Genomic DNA, 22,364 nt, shown 5'->3' with positions numbered 1-22,364 from the left:
AAAACAATTGTACCTACTGAGTCGATCATTTGCTGATTAGAAGGGTTTATTCCCAGTACGTGCACCCTTCAAAGAATGCATCTTCCAAAGTAGATTGTAGAATCTCCGGTAAGCGGGAATCGATCTCATTCGACTCGATAACTTCGATCCGATTGCCGCCGACTAGTCCTTTAAAGGTCACTGTTTTGTCCTTGTTCACGTAAAGACGACCGATTTCTTGTTCAATTCCAAGTGACTCATGTTTAGATTGGAAGACAATCAGGCCTGTGATATACTCACTTCTTCCTTCTTGAAGAGCAACTTTTTTCCAGTTTGTCGTTTCCTTCAAAGCTTCTACTCCTGATTCCGAGATCAGATCAGGATCGCGCAGAATTGAAACGTCCTCTAATTTGGTTACTCCTAACATACTGTTGTAGGCAGCGACTGAGATGGTGTTCCCTTCCATGTTGAGGATGGCGTCTTGCTGGCCAGCACACAGTTGGTTGGTGAAATCTTTGATGAGGTCAAATACTTCCTGGGTGTTATGCTGAATGTCATTTTCCAGTTCAAATACGGCCCTTTTCTCGTCTAGCAATTCTCGAATGTCCATATGGTACTCCCTCCTAAAATGAATTTCACGGTACATATTTCCATTTAATGTATGAGTGAAACATTTTTTCTAACATCTTTTATTAAAGATTAAATTCCTTTGAAGTCAAATAGAAGCTAATTCTCTCTCTATTTTTCGCTTATTTTTGTTCATTTTGTCGAATCCGTTCATTTTACTTACATAATCTATTAAAATATTACAAATAAAACCAAATTATGAAAGGGGAAAATGGAATGAAAAAAATTTCAGTTATGCTATTTACACTAATCTTTGGAATGCTTACAATCGTCGGCAATGCTTCTGCGAATCCTGTTACATATGACCCATCACTCGCTCATAAAGATGGAGCCATGGCTTATAAGCATATGGAGTATTTAGCTTATGACATTGGTTCAAGAATCGCAGGGTCAGAAAATGAAAGAAAAGCAGCCGAGTATATCGAGGGACAGTTTGACCGAGTCGGTTTGGACACAGAAGTTCAGGAGTTTGATTATTCCTCTACAAAATCTTCATCCAATGTAGTTGCTTATAAAGAAGGCAAATCTACCAAACAGATTATTGTAGGGGCTCACTATGATTCCGTTTCTGCCGGACTCGGAGTAGATGATAATGCTTCAGGTGTAGGGGTCCTACTAGAAACGGCAGAAGTTTTAAAGAATATTAAGACTCCATATTCTATTGTATTTATTGCATTCGGAGCAGAAGAAGTAGGGTTACAAGGTTCTAAATACTATACAAATCATATGTCAGAAGAAGAGATTGAAAACACCATAGGCATGATTAACTTAGACAGCCTGGCTGTAGGAGATCAAATGTATGTGTATGGAAATGCCGGAGAAGATGGATTCATTCGCGACCAGGCGTTAGCTATTGCCGATAAGAAGAAGTTAGATGTAGAAACCAATCCAGGTCTCAACCCTCATTATCCAGCGGGTACAACAGGGGATTGGAGTGATCATGCTCCGTTTAAATCGAAAGGCATTCCTTATGGATATTTGGAAGCAACAAATTGGGAAATTGGCGATCTGGATGGCTATCAACAAACAGTAGAACATGGAGGTATATGGCATACGGAAAATGATACGCTAGAGTTTATTGAGGAAGAGTATCCTGACCGGGTTCAGGAGCACTTATCGACGTTTAGTACATTGCTCACGGATTTGCTGAAGTTCATGAACAAAACGAGTACTTCTAAATAATAGAATTACAACTGATCTCCTTTCAAGCGGAGATCTTTTTTATATTACAAGAAGGTGTACCTCATCTCATCGTCTGGAAATTTTACAGGCAGAGAAACATCAAAACTTAAGTCAATGAGACGTGATTCCATTGCTGCCGCTCGATGTTTGGGAGCATGCGTACTATTTGCAGTATGAAAATAATAGAGAGAAATACGTGGATAACTGGTGGAATGTGGTCAACTGGAGTGTGTTGAGGACCGTTACAAAGGAGCGAAACAAGTGAAATGGAAGAAGTTTTAAGTCTAAAACAGGGGGACTGCTTACTAGCAGTCCCCCTGTTTTGAACTTCTGAAAAAGGTTATCTACATATTAAAAGAATAGTTTAAGTCAGTAGTAATTAGAAGCAACCAATTAAAATTATGGGAGTAATAGTTTGAACTCAAAGATATCTAAAGGAATACAAATAAAGGGCACGGAAACTACAGTGGAGGAATTTTGGCGTTGGGCATATTCAGATTTATTAAGTAATACAAATCGAGGAATTTTAGCAGAGTTTTTGGTTGGGTATGCTTTAGGGTTAACAAGTGACCCCCGGATTGAATGGGATAAGGCTGACTTTGTATATATTGAAAACCTTATAGAGGTTAAGTCTTCTGCTTATATTCAATCTTGGAAGCAAAGGCAACCGTCTAAAATTGTTTTTAACATACCTAAAGCAAGAGCATGGGATACTGCCACAGGTTTAATGAGCTCTGAATCGAAACGAAATTCGGATTGTTATATCTTTTGCGTTTACACAGATCAAGACAAATCGAATTACGATGTTCTTGATGTGAAACGCTGGGATTTTTATGTTGTTTCAACTTCTTATCTCAATGAACATTTTACAGAACAGAAGACTATTTCTCTTTCAACTATTAATAAATTTTGTCATCCAGTAAACTATAGTAGATTGAAAGCAGAAATTGAGAGTGTATTATATTGAATAAGAAAGCGCGATTACCTGAATTGGCAATCGCGCTTTCTTATTCAATTTAGATTGTACTGACAGGCTTAATGTTTTGCTCTTTTTACTTTTATTAAAGTCTATTTAATCTAAAGGGAAGGCTGGAACTCCTGGTGCAGAAGAACTAGCGGAAATCAGGATGATCTAAGTATACAACTATTGTAACAATTGGTATAAACTAGTAATTAAGTCTAATAGCACATAGGAGGTACATAATGAAGAAGCAACTTATTGCTGGAATAGCGGCCCTCGGGTTGTTTGCTGTGCCGATAACGGCTTCAGCAGATTCGCCGAAATGGCATAACGTCAACGTAAATGAAACGTTGGACGAAGAAGATGGGAGTCTATTTAATAGTGAAAACTATGATTTTGTGAAGTATTCGAAAGTGGATGACAAGCTTAGAGAGATTGATGAAAGAAGTAATCGAATCACAGTAGAAACACCTGCAAAATCTTCTGCAGGAAATGATCTTTATGTAGTAACGATTTCTGATCCCACGGAGAAAGGGAAGTATGGCTATCAAAAATCATTAAGAAAGAAAATGTTTAAGAACCCTGAAAAGGCTGATAAATTTATCGAGAAACATCCGGATTTTAAAGTGCCTGTAATGATTAACGCATCCATTCACGGTACAGAATTCGTAGGTTCTGACGCTGCGTTACAATTGATTGAGAGATTCGTGACAGCGGAAGATGAGAAAACAAAAGAACTGCTTGAAAATCACATCTTAATTTTCAATGTAGTTGCCAACCCTGACGGTCGCATTGATGCGACTCGATTTAACAGCAATGGTTTTGATTTAAACCGTGATTTTATTACACAATCCCAAGTTGAAACAAGACATACAGTAGATCTAATTAAAGAATGGAATCCAATGGTCTTCCTTGACTTACATGGTTATGTGAAAGGCTACGGGGGACCTGACAACCCTGGCTTAATTGAACCATGTACACCACCGCATAACCCTAACTATGAATATGATCTATTCTCGAATTGGGCAATGGACCAGGCAAAGGCCATGGAAGGAAATATTGTGGATCACCGCAGTGAGTACGACAATACGTCAAATGTTGACTATCAATCCATGAAAGGCACCTATATCCCTCAGCGTGATGATACAGCTGGCTGGGATGATTACCCGCCAATTTTTACTCCGATGTATGCGATGTACCACGGTGCATACGGCTATACGCTTGAAGCGCCAACCAATGATTGGGATGGCGTGAAATGGCATTATGATGCCGTCATGGGAGCACTTGAATTTTCTAACCAAAACAAAGAAGAAATGATCAAAGATCAGATTGAGGTATTTAAACGAGGCATTCAATTTGACCATCCGTATCATACAGAAGGCTTCTTTCCAAAAGCCTATATTTTACCTGTAGATAAAGAGGATCCGACAGCAACAGAAAAAGCGGTAGAACATCTTGAGTTCAACGATATTCAAGTCTCTTCCTCTAAAAAAGATTTCACTTATGATGGGGTGAACTATCCTGCTGGAACTTACATCGTGGATATGAGCCAGGCAAAAGCAGGACTTGCAAACACGATGTTATGGGATGGTGAAGATATTACCGATATTACACCGGCTATGTATGATATTTCGGCTTGGAATTTACCTGAATTATGGGGATTTGAAGCGATCGAAGTCGATGCCGATAGCTCGTTTAACGTGAAAGTGCATGATGTTAAGAAGGTAACTACGGACGGTGACTTGGTCGGTGATGGCCCGTATGTAATTCCCAATTCTTCTGTGAAAGCAGTCAATCTCGTCAATACACTGATAGATCAAGGGTTTGATGTAAAAAAAGGGAAAGATCATTTCTACGTGAATGCGAAGGAAACCCCTGAATTGAGAAAACTGGTTGAGAAGTCGGGCATTACTGTGAAGACTGAAGACGTGGTGAAGGGTGAAACACTGGATGCTCAAAAAGTGACCGTCCTCAAAGATGGCGGCATCTACAAATCACAATCGCATGCAGGCACATTGGCTGCTCTGCAACGATTAGGGTTTGATGTTGAAGAGATAACACCACGGCAGCTTGCAGCAGAAGGGCTCCGGGATACAGATGTTTTCTTCTTCAGCGGAACGTCCCGCATGATTTCTTATAACAATTCTACTGCGAATGAGGAATTCGGGCTTGAAGATGAGAGCCAATATAAAGCATTTAAACAAAATATCCAATCCTTTGTAGAAGATGGCGGCAAATATATTGCTGTAGGAACTGGTGGATCTGAAGCAACGAAACAGCTTGGCTTAACAGAGGTGACCGTTAATACAGCCGGTTCTAACAGCAATGGAATCGTAAGAGTTGACTATAGTCCATCACCACTAACTTCTGGATATGAGTCCACTGATTATGGTTTTGTCTATCAACCCGTATGGTACACAAACGTTGAATCGGTAAACGTCCACGCCTCCTTAGACAACACGGATGTTTTCTTTGTTGCTGGACACTGGGAAAACCGTGAAGGAGCACAGGGACAGCCTGTAATCGTAAATGAAAAAGATCAAGACGTAACATTAATCGGACTTGAAGCAGGGTTCCGAGACCATACCGATTACTTATTCCGCCTGTTCTCCAACGCGATTTTTACCAAATAAATAAACAGAATAGATCCATTAATTACCACCTCAGGTCATCCATAAATTGGAATATATACTAGTCCCTTTATCATCGAGATAATGGATAAGTTGTGGTCTATTGGTCCTAATCCTAAACATTTCCAGAAATTGTGTAGACGAAAAACTAAATCTATTGTAGAGTGAAGTCAAATGCCAATTGAATAGTTCATTCACTAGGGGTGCCCTTGTTAAGGGCTGAGATCAAAGTTTAACTTTGAGACTCTTTGAACCTGAACTGGTTTAAACCAGCGGAGGAAAGTGACGAAATAAGCTTTAGACACGTGACGTGTATTCTATAAGTCATGCCACTTTCCTCCGGGAGAGTGGCATTTTTTGTGCTCAAAAATAAAGGAAGTGTTTGGGTTGAAACTAATTGCTGTAACCGATGGAAAAAAGGAAGAAGATAAGCTGGTACCTAAGATTCTTCTGATCTCGCCTTATGTTGATGGTGTCATTCTGAGAGAAAAACAAAAAGCGCTTCCGGACTACCTCTCTCTCGTGAATCGTTTGATAGAATGTGGGCTTCCAAAAGAAAAGCTGTATGTTCATAGGCATTATTCTCTTGTAAAAGACACAGGGATTCGAAACCTTCACTTGCCGGAAAAAGGCTATTCTCTCAGAGAAGTTAGACGTACTTTTCCACATATAACTCTCGGGGTTTCTGTTCATTCTCTGGAGTCTGCTCATCAAGTTGAGAAGGATGGGGCTGATTATGTGATATTTGGACATATCTATTCCACCAATAGTAAAAAAGGTGTGGCTCCACGAGGATTGGAACTGCTTCAAAAGATGACTTCTTCACTTAGCATTCCTGTCCTAGCGATTGGGGGCATTCATAGTCACCATATGAAAGAGGTAGCAAAAGCTGGCGCAACAGGTGTAGCGGTGATGTCAGGTGTCTTCGGTGAAAAGAATCCACTTCAAGCTGTGAAAAAATATAAAAAGGAGGCTTTGGTTTATGACCGATCGCGTTGAAACTCTCATCATCGGGGGAGGGATTATTGGTCATTCGATATCCTACTACCTGAATAAAAGTGGCGTTTCAACAGTAGTCGTTGAAAAGTCATCCAGTGGAAGTAAAGCCACAAGAGCAGCGGCTGGTATGCTCGGTGTTCATACGGAAAATAAACAGGCGAGTGTATTTCATAAGCTTTGCGAGACAAGTCGGAACTTATATAAGGAATTATCGAAAGAGCTGCGAAACCTCACATCAATTGATATTGGTCTTTCTGAATATGGAATGATTGAAATTTCTGTGGACTCAGAACATGAAAGAGAACTGGCTGCCAAAAAGGAAGAATTTCCTGACTTAGATTGGATTACGGCAGAGGAAATGAATCATCGCTACCCCTATATTAAGAAAACAGGCGGGGCACTGTTTATGAAAGAAGATGGTCATGTTGAGCCTGCTAATACGTGTGAGGCGTTCAAGAGAGCTGCACTTTTTTATGGAGGTAGACTAATAGAAAACAATACTGTACTTGGGATCGAAAAGGTGAATGAAGGGTATCAGGTACAGCTTGAAACAGGAACTCTTATAGCTGAGACAGTAGTTGTGTCTTCAGGAGCTGACAGTGGGCGCTGGTTTGAAGCGACTGGGCTTGAAAATCCGATAGTCCCTACGAAAGGAGAATGTTTTTCTTTGTTTCCTGCCAGGCAGTATTTCAAAGAAACATTGTTCTTCCGTAATTTTTACCTTGTGCCTAAACTGGATGGTCGTTACGTCATAGGAGCCACTTCGATTCCGAGAGACAGGAGCACCACAACAACCGGCGGCGGATTAGCAAGGTTAATGAATGACGTATTTGCTGTTCTCCCAGGATTGGCGGATGAACCTTTTCAGGCATGCTGGTCAGGAATTAGACCAGGTTCCGTAGATGACTTGCCGATTATCGGTGAACATCCGAATCTTTCAGGTCTCTATTTTGCTACAGGGCATTACCGCAATGGAATCTTGCTTGCTCCAGTAACTGGACAGATGATCAGAGATTTTATAGTAGAAAATGAAGTTCCCTATCCTGAAAAAGAAATGCTATCCCCCGGGCGACTTGCAACTCATGAAAGGAGGGTCACGTTATGAACGTTATTGTAAATGGAAGAACGATAGATTTGTCAGAGAATGAAACGTCAGTCGCCGATTTGCTTGAGTGTTTTAACGTTAGAAAAAGGTTTTCCGTTGTCGAGCACAACCGGGAGATCTTAAAAAAAGACAGCTATGAGAACACCAGGCTTGCAGATGGAGATAAGGTAGAAATTGTTCATTTTGTAGGAGGAGGATAATCCATGTTAAAAATTGGAGATAAAGAATTTCATTCACGTTTGATGTTAGGGACGGGAAAATACCCAAGCTTCGATATCCAAAGGGATGCAGTGAAAGCATCTGAAACAGAGATTTTGACGTTTGCTGTAAGACGAATGGATCTTTCAAATGCTGATGAGCCAAGTATGCTGGAGAATCTTGATTTTGAGAACTATTCCTTGCTTCCTAATACGGCAGGAGCGAAAACAGCAGATGAGGCAGTGCGAATAGCAAGACTAGCTCAAGCATCCGGTATTTGTGACATGATTAAGGTTGAAGTCATTGGGTGCGATCAAACCTTGCTGCCAGATCCATTCGAAACAATGAAAGCCTGCGAACAACTTTTAGAAGAAGGATTCACTGTTTTAGCTTATACGTCGGATGATGTCGTGTTAGCAAAACGATTGGAGGAGAAAGGTGTTCACGCAGTCATGCCAGGAGCTTCCCCTATAGGGTCTGGGCAGGGAATCATTAACCCCTCTAATTTAAAGCTGATCATTGAACAATCAGACATCCCCGTCATAGTTGACGCTGGAATAGGATCCCCAAAGGATTCGGTTTTGGCTATGGAACTTGGAGCAGACGGTGTTCTGCTTAATACTGCAGTAGCAGGGGCTAAGGATCCCGTGAAAATGGCCGAAGCGATGAAGCTTGCCGTTCAAGCCGGACGTCTTGGCTTCGAAGCAGGAAGAATACCGATGAAGGAATATGCTGTGAAAAGTAGTCCTGAGAGCGGAATGGTCGACTAATGCCAGACCGTTATTCACGCCAAGAACTTTTTACTCCAATTGGAAAAGAGGGTCAAGCGCTTCTTTCTACCAAACATGTGCTTATCGTTGGTGCTGGAGCTTTGGGAAGTGCAAATGCAGAAATGCTGGCTAGAGCAGGTATTGGAAAAATCACCATCATTGACCGCGACTATATCGAATGGAGTAACTTGAGCCGCCAGCACCTCTATACAGAGGAAGATGCTATGGAAGTCCTTTCAAAAGCTAAAGCGGCGGAATATCGTTTAAAAAAGATCAATTCTGAGATTGATGTTAACGGAATCGCAGAGGAATTCATCCCTGAAAATGCTGTGGCATTAGTCAAATCTGCAGACATCGTTGTGGATGGGACAGATAACTTTTCTACTCGGTTCATCATCAACGATGCTGCCGCCAAAACGGGGGTCCCCTGGGTGTATGGAGGCTGCGTTCAGAGCCATGGGGTGGCCCTCCCTATAAGACCTGGAAAGACTCCCTGTTTAGAGTGTCTGATAGAACATCTGCCTCATGAAGGTGAAACATGCGATACGGTTGGAATCATTGGTCCTGCAGTGCAGCTTGCTGCCTCATACCAAACGACAGAGTGCTTAAAGCACCTGACAGGGCATGAAATGTCAGCAGAGCTGGTTTATTTTGACGTCTGGAAAGGGGACCACTCTTCCATCAACGTAACGAAGCTGTTAAATCCAGAATGTCCTTCATGCTCTGTAAATGCCACATTCCCTTATTTGCAAAAAGAAAAAGGCATGAAGACGGCTGTACTTTGTGGAAGGGACACTGTGCAAGTCAGACCAGAGGGAGGGATAAGTTCCCTTTCACAATTGCGCAGGCGGATTGTTTCTGTAACAAGCAAAGTGAAAGAGAATCAGGAGCTGCTTATCTTTGAAATTGAAGGAATCAGGTTTGTCGTTTTCAAAGATGGAAGAACCTTGATTCATGGAATTAATGATGCTGGTGAGGCTAAAAAACTTTATGAACGTTATGTAGGAGCTTAACAATTTTCCAGAAGCTGTATCAATTACTATTCTCACCTCAAAATGATAGGATAAAATCATTAACAGAAAAGAGGTGGCTATCTTGAAAAAGATTAAGTTAGGAAACAGTGAATTAGAAGTTGGCGAAATTTCATTAGGTTGTATGCGGATGAACGAACTCAGTAAAAAAGACGCAGCTGAAGTTATCGAAAATGCGTTGGATTGCGGTGTTGATTTGTTCGACCACGCTGACATATATGGCGGCGGTGAGTCAGAAGAAGTATTCGCTGATGCGATCGGGATGAACGATGACGTTCGAGAGAAAATGAAACTGCAGACCAAATGCGGAATTCGTAAAGGCTTTTTTGATTTCTCCAAAGATCATATTTTAGAGTCCGTCGAAGGCAGCCTGCGCCGATTGAAAACGGATTACGTAGATACACTTCTGCTGCACCGACCAGATGCCCTCATGGAGCCGGAAGAAGTAGCAGAAGCATTTACGGAGTTAAAAGAAAGCGGGAAGGTTCGTTATTTTGGTGTAAGTAACCAGAACCCGATGCAAATGGAATTGTTAAGCAAATATCTTAAAGATGATTTGATCATTAATCAGCTGCAATTGAGTCTCGTACATACGCCGATGATTGATGCTGGGTTCAATGTAAATATGCAAAATGATCCTGCCATTGTGCGAGACAGTAACGTGATTGAATATTGCCGCTTGAATGATATTTCCATCCAGGCCTGGTCTCCGTTCCAGCATGGCATGATCGAAGGTCCGTTCATTGGAAATGAAGCGTTCCCTGAAGTGAATGCCAAACTGCAAGAACTAGCAGAGAAAAAAGGTGTGACGGATTCAGCGATTGCTACTGCATGGATATTACGTCATCCTGCGCATATTCAGCCAGTAGTCGGCACTATGAACAAGGGACGTTTGCAAGATATTGTAAAAGCGTCTGACATCGAGCTATCTAGACAAGAATGGTATGAGCTATATCGTGCGGCAGGGAATGATTTACCATAAAAGGCTTGATTAACAATTATATATGAGAACTTCACTAGGGGAGTCATGACTTGACTGAGAGAAGCGCAGAGCTTTGACCCTTATAACCTGATCTAGCTCATACTAGCGTAGGGAAGTGAAGCGAGTTATCGGTTATAGTTTCGTATAATCATAGATTTTCAAACTTCAAGCTCGCTCCTTCCTTAAGGAGCGGGCTTTTTTAGTTGGATTCTCTGTTACCTATCATCGTGGTGATTAGGTCACATTTAGTTAAACAAGAAAATACCGTTCTTCCAATAAAGCCTCCTAATCCTTAAGACTCAGTTTCAAGATGACTATTTACTTTGGTGAGATTGTTTCCGTTTTCTAGTACCAGGAAAAGTGAGAGGGGAAATGGCTCGCTTTCCGCGGGGATGACGGCAAGTCTCCTCGGTTTGCCAATCTGTGGGGTCTTGCCAGCCATACCATTCCCGCAGGAGTCTCACCATTTCCCCTCTCACCTTGCTATTTTTTGGCGGAACGGAAACGTATGCAAAAGTAGAAACAGTCCACTGAATACAGATGATTCACTATGGAAATATATTCGTTTATCCTGCCAGAATAGGACTGAAATGGATTTCAAGATCTTTCTTCATAGAAATTCAATTAGCCTCACTCTAATACTAAAACTAGGTGGGTTTGAGAGATTAATTATAGCTGGGATGGCTGGAAAATGACGAGACTCCCGTGGGAGATGGACCGAGGCTCGGCAGTTCCCCCACAGGAAAGCGAGTTATTTTCCAGCCATCCCTAACACTATTACAAATCAAACCCATGACATCTCGGAATCGAATCTTCCAGAATACTGCTATATAGTGGGATGAATTCATGCAGGTATATATTTTATGTTGATTAACAAGAAAGGATGAAGCGCCATGTTTACAGATCGACTCTATGAAAAGGCCAAACCTATTTGGGAGGCTTACCTTGAACATCCTTTTGTTAAAGGGATAGGCGAAGGCAGTTTGGAGCTAGATAAATTCAAGTTTTTCATAGAACAAGACTATTTATATTTAATTGACTACGCACGTGTATTTGCTCTAGGAAGTGTGAAAGCAACCACACTAGAAACGATGACCCAATTTGCTGATTTACTGCACTCTACTTTAAATGAGGAAATGGAACTTCATCGAACTTATGCGAAGAAACTAGGAATCAGCCGAGCACAGTTAGAAAACACAGACCCTTCCGCCACAACACTAGCCTATACAAGCTATATGCTAAACAAGGCTCATCAAGGTTCAGATGCAGAAGTTGTTGCCTGCGTGCTTGCCTGTACATGGAGCTACAATTTCATAGGACTGGATTTGAATCAAAAAGAGGGAGCAAGTGAACATGAAAGATACGGGGATTGGATTACTATGTACGCATCCGATGAGTTCACAAAGCTTGCTGAAAATATGAAAAACCTGATGGACCGTCTTGCAGTTGATAAGCCGGAACATGAGAAAGCATACCTGGAAGAAATATTTATTCATACGAGTAAACTGGAATATCTTTTTTGGGAGATGGCCGATCAGAAGAAGATGTGGCTGAACAAATCTAATCTATTAGACGGTTGAAACTATCTATAGGAAAAGGAGACTAGAAGCAATGGAAAAAGGATTGAAATTAACAGATATTTTAGTAACGATCATCATCGCATTGATATTTGGAGTGATTTATAAACTTTGGGGTCCATTGTATGGTGTGATTTCTACATTAGGGCTACACGTGGAGCAGCTGATTTATGGCATGTGGTTCATTGCAGCAATTGTCGCTTACCTTATTATCAGAAAGCCAGGAGTAGCTTTATTGGCAGAAGTTGCTGCTGCCCAGGGTGAATTTATTTTCGGCGGTGAATGGGGAGTAGCCACACTGATTTTTGGTTTAGGACAGGGTCTTGCTGCTGAACTCATTTTTGCTGCTTTCAGGTATAAACGATTTGATATGCTCGCTGCGTCTTTAGCAGGGGTAGCTTCTGCGTTAGCTTCTATTGGAATTGACTATTTTTATGGATACATTGCTGATTTGGCAATTTGGAATCTGCTTATCATGTTTGGAGCTAGATTAATAGGAGCCGTTTTAATATCCGGCATCTTTGCTTACCTCATTGTTCAAGCGTTAGAAAGAACTGGCGTCACGAGTCTTGTACGTCCAGCTTCTAAAGAAGATTACAAAGCGTTAGGCTAGCAGGAGGAATTCTTATGACAACGATAACTAGTATGAACAATGTGCGTTTGAAATTCCCAGGAGTGGAGTCCTTGTTGTTCAAGGATTTCTCCCTTTCTATTAACAAGGGAGAAAAGGTATTGATCATAGGACCATCTGGTTCAGGAAAGTCAACGCTTTTACAAGTCTTATCAGGGCTCATTCCTAAGGCAGTGGATGTACCGATGAAAGCAGATCATCTAATATGTCCCTATTCCTGGGGATTCTTATTCCAAGACCCTGATTCACAATTTTGTATGCCTTATGTAGATGAGGAAATAGCGTTTGTCCTTGAAAATCTTCAGATTCCGCGAGAAAAAATGGAAGATTATATTAGACTTTATTTGAGTCAAGTTGGCTTAGAATTTGAAGACATTCATACAAGAATTCAAGCGTTATCCGGCGGCATGAAGCAGCGATTAGCTATCGCATCAGTACTTGCTTTAGAGCCGGAAGTATTATTTTTAGATGAACCGACAGCGATGCTCGACCCAGATGGAACCAAGCAAGTATGGGAGACCATCAAAAACGTAGGTCAAAACAAAACGCTCGTAATTGTTGAACATAAAATTGAAAAGGTTGCTGACTTTGTTGATCGGGTCATTCTCCTGGATGAGAACGGAGAAGTTATAGCTGATGGATCAAAGGAGATTTTTAACCACCATAAGGGCTTACTTAAGGAACAAGGAATATGGTATCCCGGTGTGTGGGAGGATTATGTTCAACAAAAGCCTCGAGCTTTCCATCAAGATAAAATAAATGACGAGACAGCTGTCATCCATTTATCTGGATTTTCTGCTTATCGAGGAAAAGCCGAAACACTCAGGGTGAAAGAGGCAAATGCCAAGCAAGGGGAATGGATCACCGTTCTTGGTGAGAACGGGGCAGGAAAAAGCACCCTATTACTCGCCTTGATGAAATTGATTAAAACAAAGGGTACCTACCGTGTCCTTGGGCTTAATCACAAAAAGATTAATAATTTTACTGACTATGCTGCCTTCGTATTTCAAAACCCAGAATTACAATTCGTAACAAATTCAGTATATGAGGAGGCAGCTTTCAGCCTTCAATTAGAGAAATGGGAGAAGGAGAAAATTTCAGAACGAGTGGACGAGCTCCTGGGAGTTTATCATTTGGACAAACACAAACAAACCCATCCTTATCAGTTATCTATGGGACAGAAGAGAAGGTTGAGCGTAGCTGCGTCAATTGTTAGAGAACAGCCGATTATCCTGTTGGATGAACCTACATTTGGCCAGGATGCGAAAAACACATTTGCAATTTTAGAGCACCTAGAAGAGTTAAGAGCTCAAGGAAATACAATCATTATGGTAACGCATGACTTAAATATTGTGGAACACTTCGCGAATAAAGTCTGGCTAGTTGAGAATGGTGAACTCACTAAGGAAATGTCCTCATCTGAATATATAAATAGCGCACAACCTGGTAATTCCATAAGGGAGGCCAACTTACGCTATGGACATATATTATAAAGAAACGTGGCTTCACAAAATCAATCCAAGTGTTAAATTACTTATCATTATCTTGCTATTCCTTCATCTATTAATGGTTCATAACCCAAACTTTCTGCTCAATTATTTGGTCGGAATTCTCATTCTTTATCTATTTTTTACTGGCCAGCCATGGAAGCGGCTATTCTATATATCCATCCCATTCCTCTTGATCTTTCTTACTTCATCCACCTCGATGATTTTCTTTGGAAAAGGAGAGATCACCTGGATCAAATGGGGGTTGGTGCACATTACCGAAGAAAGTTTCTTCAGAGGGTTACATTTAGGTTTTCGAGGCATTATTTTTGCGATTTTAGGAGTGGTGTTTGCGCTGACTACTAGACCGGTGTATTTATTTTATTCCTTGATGCAGCAGGTAAAGATGAAACCGAAGTATGCTTATAGCTTTATGGCAGCGATCAGGCTGATTCCATTGATGATTGAAGAGATGCAGACCCTACATTATGCTTTGGAGGTTCGGGGAGTTCAGAATAAAAAAGGGATTAGAGGTTTTTATCATAAACTAAAATCTTATTCGATTCCTCTTCTTTCCCAGAGTATAAGACGAGCTTATCGGATTGCGGTGGCTATGGAAGCCAAACGTTTTTCTAATCATAACAAGCGGACGTTCTTCTACAAGATAGGGTTTTCTAAGTTTGATGTCATCTTTCTGCTTTATTTAGCCGTAATCATTTCAATAGCTTATTTTACATCTGTTCATTTTCCGTATTTTTCAATCATTGATGTTCGTTATGAAGGCTAATTGGGAGCTTTATCCACGTAGCTTTTATGATAATCCAAGCTTACCTTTAAGGAACGCAATAAAAATTCTAAAAGGTCGATGTTCTCTTCTTCCGGCATACCTGAAATAGATGAGACTCCTTCGTCTTCTAAACACTTTACAAGTAACTGGGCGACTTTGATCATAACCCTACAAAACCTTTTAATAGTTATATTTTGTGTAAGGGACAAAATTCTATATAAAACGGTAAAAAATTCTCATTTTGATTATTCAATTGGATCTTATGAAGGAATCTGTCTTCTTTAGTCGAAGGGAACTTAATTAAAGAAGGTAATTTTTGTAATGGGAAGAGTTGGTTAAGGATTTGAGTAGAAAAAGAAAGGAGAGGTCATGGAAGATGATCCCATACTCTGTTTTTCGTATGCCTAAGACGCTCAATTATGGACGGCATGCCTTTACAAAAGTTGGTGAAGAAGCCGCAAGTAAGGGGAAGAAAGCTCTTATCATAAGCGATAAGGTGATGGAAAGTCTGGGTTATGTAGAAGAAGGTGTTGAGTATCTAAAAAATGCAGAGGTTGAGTGCGAAGTTTACCTGGGAGTACAGTCAGAGCCGACAGATGTTTATGTAGAAGAAGCGTTAGAATTATTCATGCTCAAAAATTGTGACGTAGTTATTTCGCTTGGAGGGGGAAGCTGCATTGATACGGGAAAAGCGGTGACCGTTTTGGCAACCAATAGAGGATATATTGGAGATTATATGGGTGGAAGAAAAGTGGCTGATCAATTATCAATCCCGCACATTGCGATTCCAACCACAGCGGGAACAGGTTCTGAAGCAACAGATGTCACGATCATCACCAATACCTCAAATGAGGTGAAAATGATGATTAAGCAACCCGCCTTCTTGCCTGAAACGGCTATTGTCGATCCAATTTTGAGTTTGACGTCACCTCAGCATGTCACCGCTGCTACGGGTATTGATGCGCTTAGTCATGCCATAGAGGCTTATATTTCCAATCAGGCTCATCCTATGACGGATTTAATTGCTTTATCTTCTATGGAGTTGATCGTAAACAACATTGAGAAAGCTTATGAAGACGGGGAAAATGTCAAAGCGAGAGAGGCGATGGCACTTGGAGCCTTACAAGGTGGAATTGCTTTTTCCAACTCTTCTGTGTGTTTAGTCCACGGGATGTCACGGCCGATTGGCGCGCTATTTCACGTTCCTCATGGTTATTCAAATGCAATGCTATTACCTGCTGTACTTGAGTTTAGTAAAGAATCATCGATAGAACGATTAGCGGACTTAGGAAGGATTTTTTCTGAAGAAGCGAAAGAGTGTTCGGATGAAGAAGCAGCTGACTTAGCCGTAACTTCTGTTAAAAAATTGTGCTTGAAATTAGAGATTCCTAATTTAAGTAGATGGGGAATTGATAAACAAGTGTTTGAAAGCGCTATCAGTAAAATGGCAGGTGATGCTTTAGAAAGTGGTAGCCCTACCAACAACCCAAGAGTGCCTACTCAATTAGAAATTGAATCTCTCTATAGAGATTGCTATAACTATGATTTTTCATTAGAACGGAAAGTGAGATAACACGATACAATTTTTTGAAAAAATGAGGAGGAATACAATGACACAAACAACTGTAAAAACGATTCTAAATTATATTGATGGTGAATGGGTAGATGCTGAGACAGATAAAACCGAAGCCGTTTACAATCCTGCCTCAGGTGATGTGATTGCAAATGTGCCGATATCCACAGAGGAGGATGTCGATCGTGCGGTAAAAGCTGCCAGTGAAGCCTTCGAGACTTGGAAAGAAGTCCCTGTACCGAAACGCGCACGCATTTTATTCAAGTATCAACAGCTGCTCGTTGATCATTGGGATGAGCTGGCAGAAATCGTTACGATTGAGAATGGGAAAAGCTTTAAAGAGGCACAAGGGGAAGTCCAGCGGGGGATTGAAAATGTAGAATTTGCTGCCGGGGCGCCAACCTTGATGATGGGAGACCAGCTTCCGTCGATAGCAGATGGGTTAGAGTCCGGCGTGTATCGTTACCCCATTGGAGTGGTCGGTGGAATAACTCCTTTCAATTTTCCAATGATGGTCCCAGCCTGGATGTTCCCGATGGCAATCGTGACGGGCAATACCTTTGTATTAAAACCATCTGAACGAACACCGTTACTTGCTAACCGTCTGGCAGAACTTTTTGAAGAAGCTGGTTTACCTAAAGGTGTGTTTAACATCGTTCATGGAGCTCATGAGGTCGTCAACGGGTTATTGGATCATAAAGATGTAGCTGCTATTTCATTTGTAGGATCTCAACCGGTAGCGAAATATGTGTACCAACGTGGAACGGAGAATTTAAAGCGAGTCCAGGCCTTAGCAGGAGCGAAAAATCACTCCATTGTATTAGAAGATGCGAACTTGGGTAATGCTGCGACTCAAATTCTTAATGCCGCATTCGGTTCAGCCGGAGAGCGATGCATGGCTGCTTCTGTGGTGGCCGTGGAAGAATCCGTAGCTGATTCATTTATCGAGCAGCTTGTTCAAAAAGCAAACGAGATCAAAATAGGAAACGGATTGGATGAAGGAGTTTTCCTGGGTCCTGTTATTCGTGAAAACCATAAAGAACGTACACTCGAATATATAGAATTAGGTGAAAAGGAAGGTGCAACTCTTGTTCGGGATGGCCGTAATGATAAGGAAGCGCAAAGAGAAGGGTATTTTGTGGGCCCGACAATTTTTGATAACGTAACAAAAGAAATGAAGATTTGGCAGGATGAAATTTTTGCACCAGTTTTATCGATCAGTCGAGTAAAGAATTTAAATGAAGCGATTGAACTAACGAACCAATCCAGGTTTGCTAATGGGGCCTGTCTATTTACGAAAGACGGAGGAAATGTAAGACAATTCCGTGAAACCATTGATGCGGGAATGCTTGGTGTTAATATTGGAGTGCCGGCCCCGATGGCCTTCTTCCCATTTTCAGGATGGAAAGATTCGTTTTATGGGGATCTTCATGCCAACGGGAAAGATGGGCTCGAGTTTTATACTCGGAAAAAAGTTCTAACTACCCGTTGGGTTTAAATAACTTGTTTTCACTAAGGATTGGTTGCATCCTCCTTACATTGAATACCTGAGTTTAAAAACCCCTATTACTATAAGAATCAATGTTTTCGATATACCTTATCGGGTAATAGTGAATATATGATATTAAAATGAGGAGGTTTTAAGTATGGCATCAAAAGTGGCCCCTAATGAAGTGAAAGAACGAAGAGATCAAGCTGAAACAGAAATAATTGATGTAAGAACACAGGATGAAGTAGAAGAGGGAATGATTCCAAACGCTCATCATATCCCTTTAGACCAAGTAGAAGAAAAGATAGATCAGCTCGACAAAGATACAGAGTATATCACAGTGTGTGGTTCTGGGAAGCGCGCGGATAAAGCAGCTGATTTGTTAAACGATCGAGGTTATCAGGCGAAGACAATGGAAGGTGGCATGCAGGCATGGGATGGAAAAGTCACAAAATAGACTCTATTCGGCTTTAGATCCCAATAAGCAAGAGAGCTGATCAAACATTAAACGATCAGCTCTCTTTTTTATGTCCTATAACCCCTGCAACAGCATGCTATCTCTTTCACGTACTTGATCATAGGAGTCAAGTAAATCTTCCGGAACCAATTTTCTGCCGTATTCCCACGCATTTGTCTCGATCTCAGATTGCAGTGCTGTTACTTCGTCATCCTCTCCATACATAAGCGTCCTTAAATCGTGTCTATGTTTCTTAAACGTTAAATAATAGCCGATTTCATGATAAGTAATGATTTTGACCAAGTTTTCTTCGGTTTCTTTAATTCTTATTTTACTCATATAACCATTCACTTGAAGATAATTAAAACTGATCGTATTTGTCGATACGTTAAAACTCATCGGAGCTTTCAAATTGTTATTAATTTCATAGTTAATATCTAAATTGTTCTCTTTCAATATACTATCTATGATTCTCTCTATATTCCATATGTATAACATTTTATTCATCACAATCCTTTCAAGTAGCGCTTTCATTCAGTATAATTTAAAGGTTTCCATAATTAAACACAAATTATTGGTATTTTACATCATTTTCCTAGATAACTAGAAAATCCTAATATGAAGAAGCGATGGCTAATACATAGCTTCCGCTTCTTACCTACTCTATAATCATTGTTCAGTAAGCTTCTCCATCACCAAAAATTCACCACAGAGCTTTAGGAGGTCGCTTTGTTCAGGTCCCGTGGCAGACCATATGTTTGGACTTTTTCAAAATAAGGACGAAACTCGTCTGCCAGATTTTGGAACTTAATCGAAGCACTCATAGGAGCAGATCCCATGCGTCTGATATACCTCTGGAATAGGTCATTTTCCATTAAATTTCCTCGTAATCCATCCTTAACCATATTCCAAATGTCTTCGGCAATTTGGGAAACATCGATATAATGAGCCGATGTACTTAAAAGAATAAGTTTATCTACTTTGTGTCGTGTTGAAAGATAAGCAGCCATTACACCACCCATAGAATAACCGATCAAATAAATGGTGTCACAACTCTCTTTTAATTCCTTTAAATCTTCTTCAGTCCTGTTCACCCATTTTGTGTATTCTCGTTCTTTTAATGACTCGCCTTCGTCATGACCCGGGTGGACAGGAATTTTCAACATCCAGTCGGTATGTTTTTTTATTTCTTCATAAAGGGGGTCCAGCTCGTAAGGTGCTCCGCCAAATCCATGAATGAACAGACAACCTATAGTCAATAGGATCACTTCCTTAAAGTAGTACTTTTATAATAGTACCCTTTAATGTGTTTTTCTAAAATAAATACTAGATACAATAAAACTCCCGCTCTCAATTACCAGTTGAGAGTGGGAGTTCTTTTAATATTAAGCAGACTTATTCTCTGTTTTATCATAACCTTTCTCAAGTGCACGTTTATCCGCGTTCAGCGCCTTAAATAAGGAGAACACCATTAGCAGCATAATAAACGAGAACGGAAAGGCGGCAGAAATTAACGCATTCTGTAAGGCTGTCAATCCGCCGGTGTATAGCAGTACAGCAGCAATTGTGGATTGGGCAACACCCCAGGCAAACTTCACGGTTTTAGGAGGGTTCAGCGATCCGTTTGTCGTCTGCATTCCAAGTACGAAAGTCGCTGAGTCAGCTGATGTAATAAAGAATGTTCCAACAAGCATCATCGCTACGATTGACAAAAAGACACTCATAGGGAACTGATCGAAAACACCAAATAAAGCTTGTTCATCTGGAAGGCTTGCGATGTCCGCACCATTTTGCTGAGTTTTAATCCCTGTTGCTCCGAATGCTGTCATCCATAGGAAGCTGACAACAGAAGGGACAAGAAGAACACCGGATAAAAATTCTCTAATGGAGCGGCCTTTTGACACGCGGGCGATGAAGATTCCTACAAAGGGAGCCCAGGCGATCCACCATGCCCAGAAAAATACCGTCCAGTCCATGATCCATTGCTTTTCTTCGGCATCATTAGGATTCAGACGTAAACTTTCCGTAGGCAGCGTCTGGATGTACGATCCCAACGTATCTGTGAATGTGTTAGCGATATAGACAGTAGGACCGATAGCCAGCATAGTGAAAAAAAGAATGGCTGCCAATGCCATATTTGCGTTACTTAAGTATTTAATCCCTTTACTAAGTCCTGTGTAGGCGGACAGCATAAATAGGACTGTTACCACAGCGATAATAACAAGCTGGATCCAGAACTGCTTCTCAATCCCTAGTAAGTACGTAAATCCTCCATTGATCTGAGCCGCACCAAACCCTAGTGTTGTCGCAACACCGACTATGGTTGCGAAGACGGCGATGACGTCAATAGCTTTTCCCCAGCCACCTTTCATTTTGTCACCAAAAACCGGTTCTAAGGTGGCGCTGATTAAACCAGGTTTCCCGTGCCTGAATTTAAAATAGGCAAGCACTAAAGCAACAATTGCGTAAATGGCCCATGCGTGAACCCCGTAATGGAAAAAAGTGATGCGCATTGAATCACGGATGGCTTCTGTTGTTCCTGGTTCAGCAAGGGGAGGGGTTTTTATATAGTGGGATATAGGTGAGGCGGCCCCATAAAACACAAGTCCAATTCCCATGCCTGCGCTAAAGAGCATCGCAAACCATGTAGAATAACTGTAATCAGGTTTATCATCAGGTTTACCAAGTTTAATCTTTCCGTAAGGGCTAAAGATTAAATACAAACAAACAATGACAAACAACGTGACAATTAATAGATAATACCAGCCGAAATGAACGGATATGTAGCCCTTCACATTAGCAGAAATGCTCTCGAAACTTTTTGGAGCAAGGGCACCCCAAAACGATGCAGCTAGTGTAATGGCTAACGTAATCCAAAATACAGAAGTGATCTTTTTCATTCCACTCTCCTTCCCGCGAATTCCATCCAAAAGACAAAATTCACTGTTGTTCTACATCTATTCCTATACCCATAGGATGGGTGCCTAAACAAAAGCGTTCGGAAAGAGCTCCAAAAAAAGAGAGTCTCTGGCGAAAGACAGTCTCTTTTGTGTGTGAAAAGTCTTACCATGAAATCCGGTGAAATATTGCCCCGAGCGCATATAGGCCGTTTTTATTAATTCATAAACTTTTTACAAAATAGTTCAAATGTTCTAAACCCTTCATGTAATAGGAGTTTTAATAGGGACATTTATAAAAAGTAGAGAATATGCGCTTATAACAGCCTTTACTAAAGCAATCACCCTAAAAATTACCATTCACTTCTGTTTTTCAAGACTTTGCTTCATAAACCGCTGTTAAGCGGCTTTGACTAAATTGAGTAGCTTTATTAATGTCTAAATGTGCACTTGCCAGAAATTTCAGAAAAAACTTGAGGTGATTTTATCCAAACAACGGCCAAAAATGTAAACTATCAATTTTCCAAACCAGAAAAATCGGATGGGGCATCGGCTTATGAGCTGATTGAGGATATCCCTATCCTCGACTTGAATTCCTCCTACAGCTACTTGCTGTGGTGTGAATATTTCAATGAAACCTCAGTAGTAGTGAAAGATGGAGAAGATACAGTTGGATTTATATCCGGTTTTATAAACCCATCTTCACCGGATACTTTATTCATCTGGCAGGTAGCTGTCGCTAAATCAGAGAGAGGCCAAGGTCTGGCGACTAAAATGATCGATCATATATTGGAGCGTCGCTTCTGTCGTGACGTGAAGTATATTGAAGCTACTGTTTCACCTTCCAATATTCCTTCGCAAAAGCTTTTTAAAGGGTACGCAAACAGTAAAGACGTCCCTTGTGACATTAGTGTGTGTTTCAGCGAAGATGATTTTCCGGGTGATGAGAACGATCATGAACAAGAAAATACATTCAGAATCGGACCACTAAAATAATAGGAG

Annotated in this window: 22 protein-coding genes, 1 pseudogene and 2 riboswitches; of the genes and pseudogenes, 18 read left to right on the top strand and 5 right to left on the bottom strand. The window is 40.9% G+C overall.

What is annotated here, in order from left to right; translation table 11 throughout:
- Nucleotides 1–46 precede the first annotated feature (46 nt).
- Nucleotides 47–589 (bottom strand): hypothetical protein, encoded by a 543-nt coding sequence (locus HM131_RS18615; protein WP_085031189.1) that lies wholly within the window; start codon nt 587–589, stop codon nt 47–49.
- A gap of 233 nt (nt 590–822) precedes the next feature.
- Here HM131_RS18615 and HM131_RS18610 point away from each other — a divergent pair, with 233 nt between their 5' ends.
- From HM131_RS18610 to HM131_RS18545, 14 genes and pseudogenes are all read left to right on the top strand, one after another.
- Complete coding sequence (locus tag HM131_RS18610) at nt 823–1,788, top strand: M20/M25/M40 family metallo-hydrolase (protein WP_085031188.1); 966 nt, start codon at nt 823–825, stop codon at nt 1,786–1,788.
- A 64-nt stretch (nt 1,789–1,852) separates the two neighbouring features.
- Nucleotides 1,853–2,070: pseudogene (locus tag HM131_RS20825) on the top strand (Fe-Mn family superoxide dismutase); the annotation flags it as partial.
- Between the two features lie 133 nt (nt 2,071–2,203).
- The gene (locus HM131_RS18600; RefSeq protein WP_085031187.1) at nt 2,204–2,755 is read left to right on the top strand and encodes a hypothetical protein; all 552 of its coding nucleotides are present in this window, start codon (nt 2,204–2,206) and stop codon (nt 2,753–2,755) included.
- A gap of 236 nt (nt 2,756–2,991) precedes the next feature.
- Entirely contained in the window at nt 2,992–5,382 is a 2,391-nt protein-coding gene (locus tag HM131_RS18595; RefSeq protein ID WP_232324821.1) for a M14 family zinc carboxypeptidase, read from the top strand.
- 186 nt (nt 5,383–5,568) lie between these two features.
- Nucleotides 5,569–5,677, top strand: a riboswitch (TPP riboswitch).
- Nucleotides 5,678–5,766: 89 nt separating this feature from the next.
- Nucleotides 5,767–6,378: a thiamine phosphate synthase gene (locus HM131_RS18590; RefSeq protein ID WP_198162682.1), complete on the top strand. Its 612-nt coding sequence runs from the start codon at nt 5,767–5,769 to the stop codon at nt 6,376–6,378.
- Nucleotides 6,362–7,483, top strand: a complete 1,122-nt coding sequence (gene thiO, locus HM131_RS18585) for a glycine oxidase ThiO (protein ID WP_085031184.1) — start codon at nt 6,362–6,364, stop codon at nt 7,481–7,483. The genes HM131_RS18590 and thiO overlap by 17 nt, the downstream gene beginning before the upstream one ends.
- Nucleotides 7,480–7,683: a sulfur carrier protein ThiS gene (gene thiS, locus HM131_RS18580; protein ID WP_085031183.1), complete on the top strand. Its 204-nt coding sequence runs from the start codon at nt 7,480–7,482 to the stop codon at nt 7,681–7,683. The genes thiO and thiS overlap by 4 nt, the downstream gene beginning before the upstream one ends.
- 3 nt (nt 7,684–7,686) lie before the next feature.
- Nucleotides 7,687–8,451, top strand: a complete 765-nt coding sequence (locus HM131_RS18575) for a thiazole synthase (protein WP_085031182.1) — start codon at nt 7,687–7,689, stop codon at nt 8,449–8,451.
- The gene (locus tag HM131_RS18570; RefSeq protein ID WP_085031181.1) at nt 8,451–9,464 is read left to right on the top strand and encodes a ThiF family adenylyltransferase; all 1,014 of its coding nucleotides are present in this window, start codon (nt 8,451–8,453) and stop codon (nt 9,462–9,464) included. Before HM131_RS18575 ends, HM131_RS18570 begins: the two co-directional genes overlap by 1 nt.
- Nucleotides 9,465–9,546: 82 nt before the next feature.
- Nucleotides 9,547–10,464 (top strand): aldo/keto reductase, encoded by a 918-nt coding sequence (locus tag HM131_RS18565; protein ID WP_085031180.1) that lies wholly within the window; start codon nt 9,547–9,549, stop codon nt 10,462–10,464.
- Nucleotides 10,465–10,490: 26 nt separating this feature from the next.
- Nucleotides 10,491–10,595, top strand: a riboswitch (TPP riboswitch).
- Nucleotides 10,596–11,357: 762 nt separating this feature from the next.
- Nucleotides 11,358–12,044 carry a thiaminase II gene (gene tenA / locus HM131_RS18560; RefSeq protein WP_085031179.1) on the top strand — a complete coding sequence of 229 codons (687 nt, stop codon included), beginning with the start codon at nt 11,358–11,360 and terminating at the stop codon, nt 12,042–12,044.
- 31 nt (nt 12,045–12,075) lie between these two features.
- A complete protein-coding gene (locus tag HM131_RS18555) occupies nt 12,076–12,654 on the top strand; it encodes an ECF transporter S component (RefSeq protein ID WP_085031178.1) in 579 nt (192 codons plus the stop codon).
- 14 nt (nt 12,655–12,668) lie between these two features.
- On the top strand, nt 12,669–14,165 hold the full coding sequence (locus HM131_RS18550; RefSeq protein WP_085031177.1) for an ABC transporter ATP-binding protein: 1,497 nt from the start codon (nt 12,669–12,671) through the stop codon (nt 14,163–14,165).
- Nucleotides 14,149–14,946 (top strand): energy-coupling factor transporter transmembrane component T family protein, encoded by a 798-nt coding sequence (locus tag HM131_RS18545; protein ID WP_085031176.1) that lies wholly within the window; start codon nt 14,149–14,151, stop codon nt 14,944–14,946. The genes HM131_RS18550 and HM131_RS18545 overlap by 17 nt, the downstream gene beginning before the upstream one ends.
- Here the strand turns inward: HM131_RS18545 and HM131_RS20820 are convergent.
- Nucleotides 14,943–15,110 carry a hypothetical protein gene (locus HM131_RS20820; protein WP_157130867.1) on the bottom strand — a complete coding sequence of 56 codons (168 nt, stop codon included), beginning with the start codon at nt 15,108–15,110 and terminating at the stop codon, nt 14,943–14,945. The two genes, HM131_RS18545 and HM131_RS20820, sit on opposite strands and share 4 nt — an antisense overlap.
- A gap of 212 nt (nt 15,111–15,322) precedes the next feature.
- On the opposite strand from HM131_RS20820, the gene HM131_RS18540 reads away from it, so the two are divergent.
- From HM131_RS18540 to HM131_RS18530, 3 genes are all read left to right on the top strand, one after another.
- Nucleotides 15,323–16,519 carry an iron-containing alcohol dehydrogenase gene (locus tag HM131_RS18540; protein ID WP_085031175.1) on the top strand — a complete coding sequence of 399 codons (1,197 nt, stop codon included), beginning with the start codon at nt 15,323–15,325 and terminating at the stop codon, nt 16,517–16,519.
- Between the two features lie 37 nt (nt 16,520–16,556).
- Entirely contained in the window at nt 16,557–18,017 is a 1,461-nt protein-coding gene (locus HM131_RS18535) for a CoA-acylating methylmalonate-semialdehyde dehydrogenase (protein WP_085031174.1), read from the top strand.
- 148 nt (nt 18,018–18,165) lie between these two features.
- The gene (locus tag HM131_RS18530) at nt 18,166–18,465 is read left to right on the top strand and encodes a rhodanese-like domain-containing protein (RefSeq protein WP_085031173.1); all 300 of its coding nucleotides are present in this window, start codon (nt 18,166–18,168) and stop codon (nt 18,463–18,465) included.
- Nucleotides 18,466–18,540: 75 nt separating this feature from the next.
- Here HM131_RS18530 and HM131_RS18525 read toward each other — a convergent pair whose 3' ends face one another.
- The 3 genes from HM131_RS18525 to HM131_RS18515 form a co-directional block, all read right to left on the bottom strand.
- Nucleotides 18,541–18,972 carry a hypothetical protein gene (locus HM131_RS18525; protein WP_332308720.1) on the bottom strand — a complete coding sequence of 144 codons (432 nt, stop codon included), beginning with the start codon at nt 18,970–18,972 and terminating at the stop codon, nt 18,541–18,543.
- A 209-nt stretch (nt 18,973–19,181) separates the two neighbouring features.
- Nucleotides 19,182–19,724 carry an alpha/beta hydrolase gene (locus HM131_RS18520; RefSeq protein ID WP_085031172.1) on the bottom strand — a complete coding sequence of 181 codons (543 nt, stop codon included), beginning with the start codon at nt 19,722–19,724 and terminating at the stop codon, nt 19,182–19,184.
- A 126-nt stretch (nt 19,725–19,850) separates the two neighbouring features.
- On the bottom strand, nt 19,851–21,365 hold the full coding sequence (locus tag HM131_RS18515; protein ID WP_085031171.1) for a glycine betaine uptake BCCT transporter: 1,515 nt from the start codon (nt 21,363–21,365) through the stop codon (nt 19,851–19,853).
- A gap of 483 nt (nt 21,366–21,848) precedes the next feature.
- On the opposite strand from HM131_RS18515, the gene ectA reads away from it, so the two are divergent.
- Nucleotides 21,849–22,358, top strand: coding sequence for a diaminobutyrate acetyltransferase (gene ectA, locus HM131_RS18510; protein ID WP_085031170.1), 510 nt, complete (start codon nt 21,849–21,851; stop codon nt 22,356–22,358).
- Nucleotides 22,359–22,364: the final 6 nt, after the last annotated feature.

This window comes from Halobacillus mangrovi, from assembly GCF_002097535.1.
In the GTDB taxonomy this organism is placed as follows: Bacteria; Bacillota; Bacilli; order Bacillales; family Halobacillaceae; genus Halobacillus; species Halobacillus mangrovi_A.
This window is presented reverse-complemented; position numbering and strand designations above follow the sequence as displayed.

Excerpts from the sequence above, each read along its gene's own strand:
- HM131_RS18570 (WP_085031181.1), top strand. The coding sequence starts at position 8,451 with ATGCCAGACCGTTATTCACGCCAAGAACTTTTTACTCCAATTGGAAAA.
- tenA (WP_085031179.1), top strand. The coding sequence starts at position 11,358 with ATGTTTACAGATCGACTCTATGAAAAGGCCAAACCTATTTGGGAGGCT.
- HM131_RS18575 (WP_085031182.1), top strand. The coding sequence starts at position 7,687 with ATGTTAAAAATTGGAGATAAAGAATTTCATTCACGTTTGATGTTAGGG.
- HM131_RS18545 (WP_085031176.1), top strand. The coding sequence starts at position 14,149 with ATGGACATATATTATAAAGAAACGTGGCTTCACAAAATCAATCCAAGT.
- HM131_RS18610 (WP_085031188.1), top strand. The coding sequence starts at position 823 with ATGAAAAAAATTTCAGTTATGCTATTTACACTAATCTTTGGAATGCTT.
- thiS (WP_085031183.1), top strand. The coding sequence starts at position 7,480 with ATGAACGTTATTGTAAATGGAAGAACGATAGATTTGTCAGAGAATGAA.
- HM131_RS18535 (WP_085031174.1), top strand. The coding sequence starts at position 16,557 with ATGACACAAACAACTGTAAAAACGATTCTAAATTATATTGATGGTGAA.
- HM131_RS18525 (WP_332308720.1), bottom strand. The coding sequence starts at position 18,972 with ATGAATAAAATGTTATACATATGGAATATAGAGAGAATCATAGATAGT.
- HM131_RS18595 (WP_232324821.1), top strand. The coding sequence starts at position 2,992 with ATGAAGAAGCAACTTATTGCTGGAATAGCGGCCCTCGGGTTGTTTGCT.
- HM131_RS18550 (WP_085031177.1), top strand. The coding sequence starts at position 12,669 with ATGACAACGATAACTAGTATGAACAATGTGCGTTTGAAATTCCCAGGA.
- HM131_RS20820 (WP_157130867.1), bottom strand. The coding sequence starts at position 15,110 with ATGATCAAAGTCGCCCAGTTACTTGTAAAGTGTTTAGAAGACGAAGGA.
- HM131_RS18540 (WP_085031175.1), top strand. The coding sequence starts at position 15,323 with ATGATCCCATACTCTGTTTTTCGTATGCCTAAGACGCTCAATTATGGA.
- HM131_RS18555 (WP_085031178.1), top strand. The coding sequence starts at position 12,076 with ATGGAAAAAGGATTGAAATTAACAGATATTTTAGTAACGATCATCATC.
- thiO (WP_085031184.1), top strand. The coding sequence starts at position 6,362 with ATGACCGATCGCGTTGAAACTCTCATCATCGGGGGAGGGATTATTGGT.
- HM131_RS18515 (WP_085031171.1), bottom strand. The coding sequence starts at position 21,365 with ATGAAAAAGATCACTTCTGTATTTTGGATTACGTTAGCCATTACACTA.
- HM131_RS18530 (WP_085031173.1), top strand. The coding sequence starts at position 18,166 with ATGGCATCAAAAGTGGCCCCTAATGAAGTGAAAGAACGAAGAGATCAA.
- HM131_RS18615 (WP_085031189.1), bottom strand. The coding sequence starts at position 589 with ATGGACATTCGAGAATTGCTAGACGAGAAAAGGGCCGTATTTGAACTG.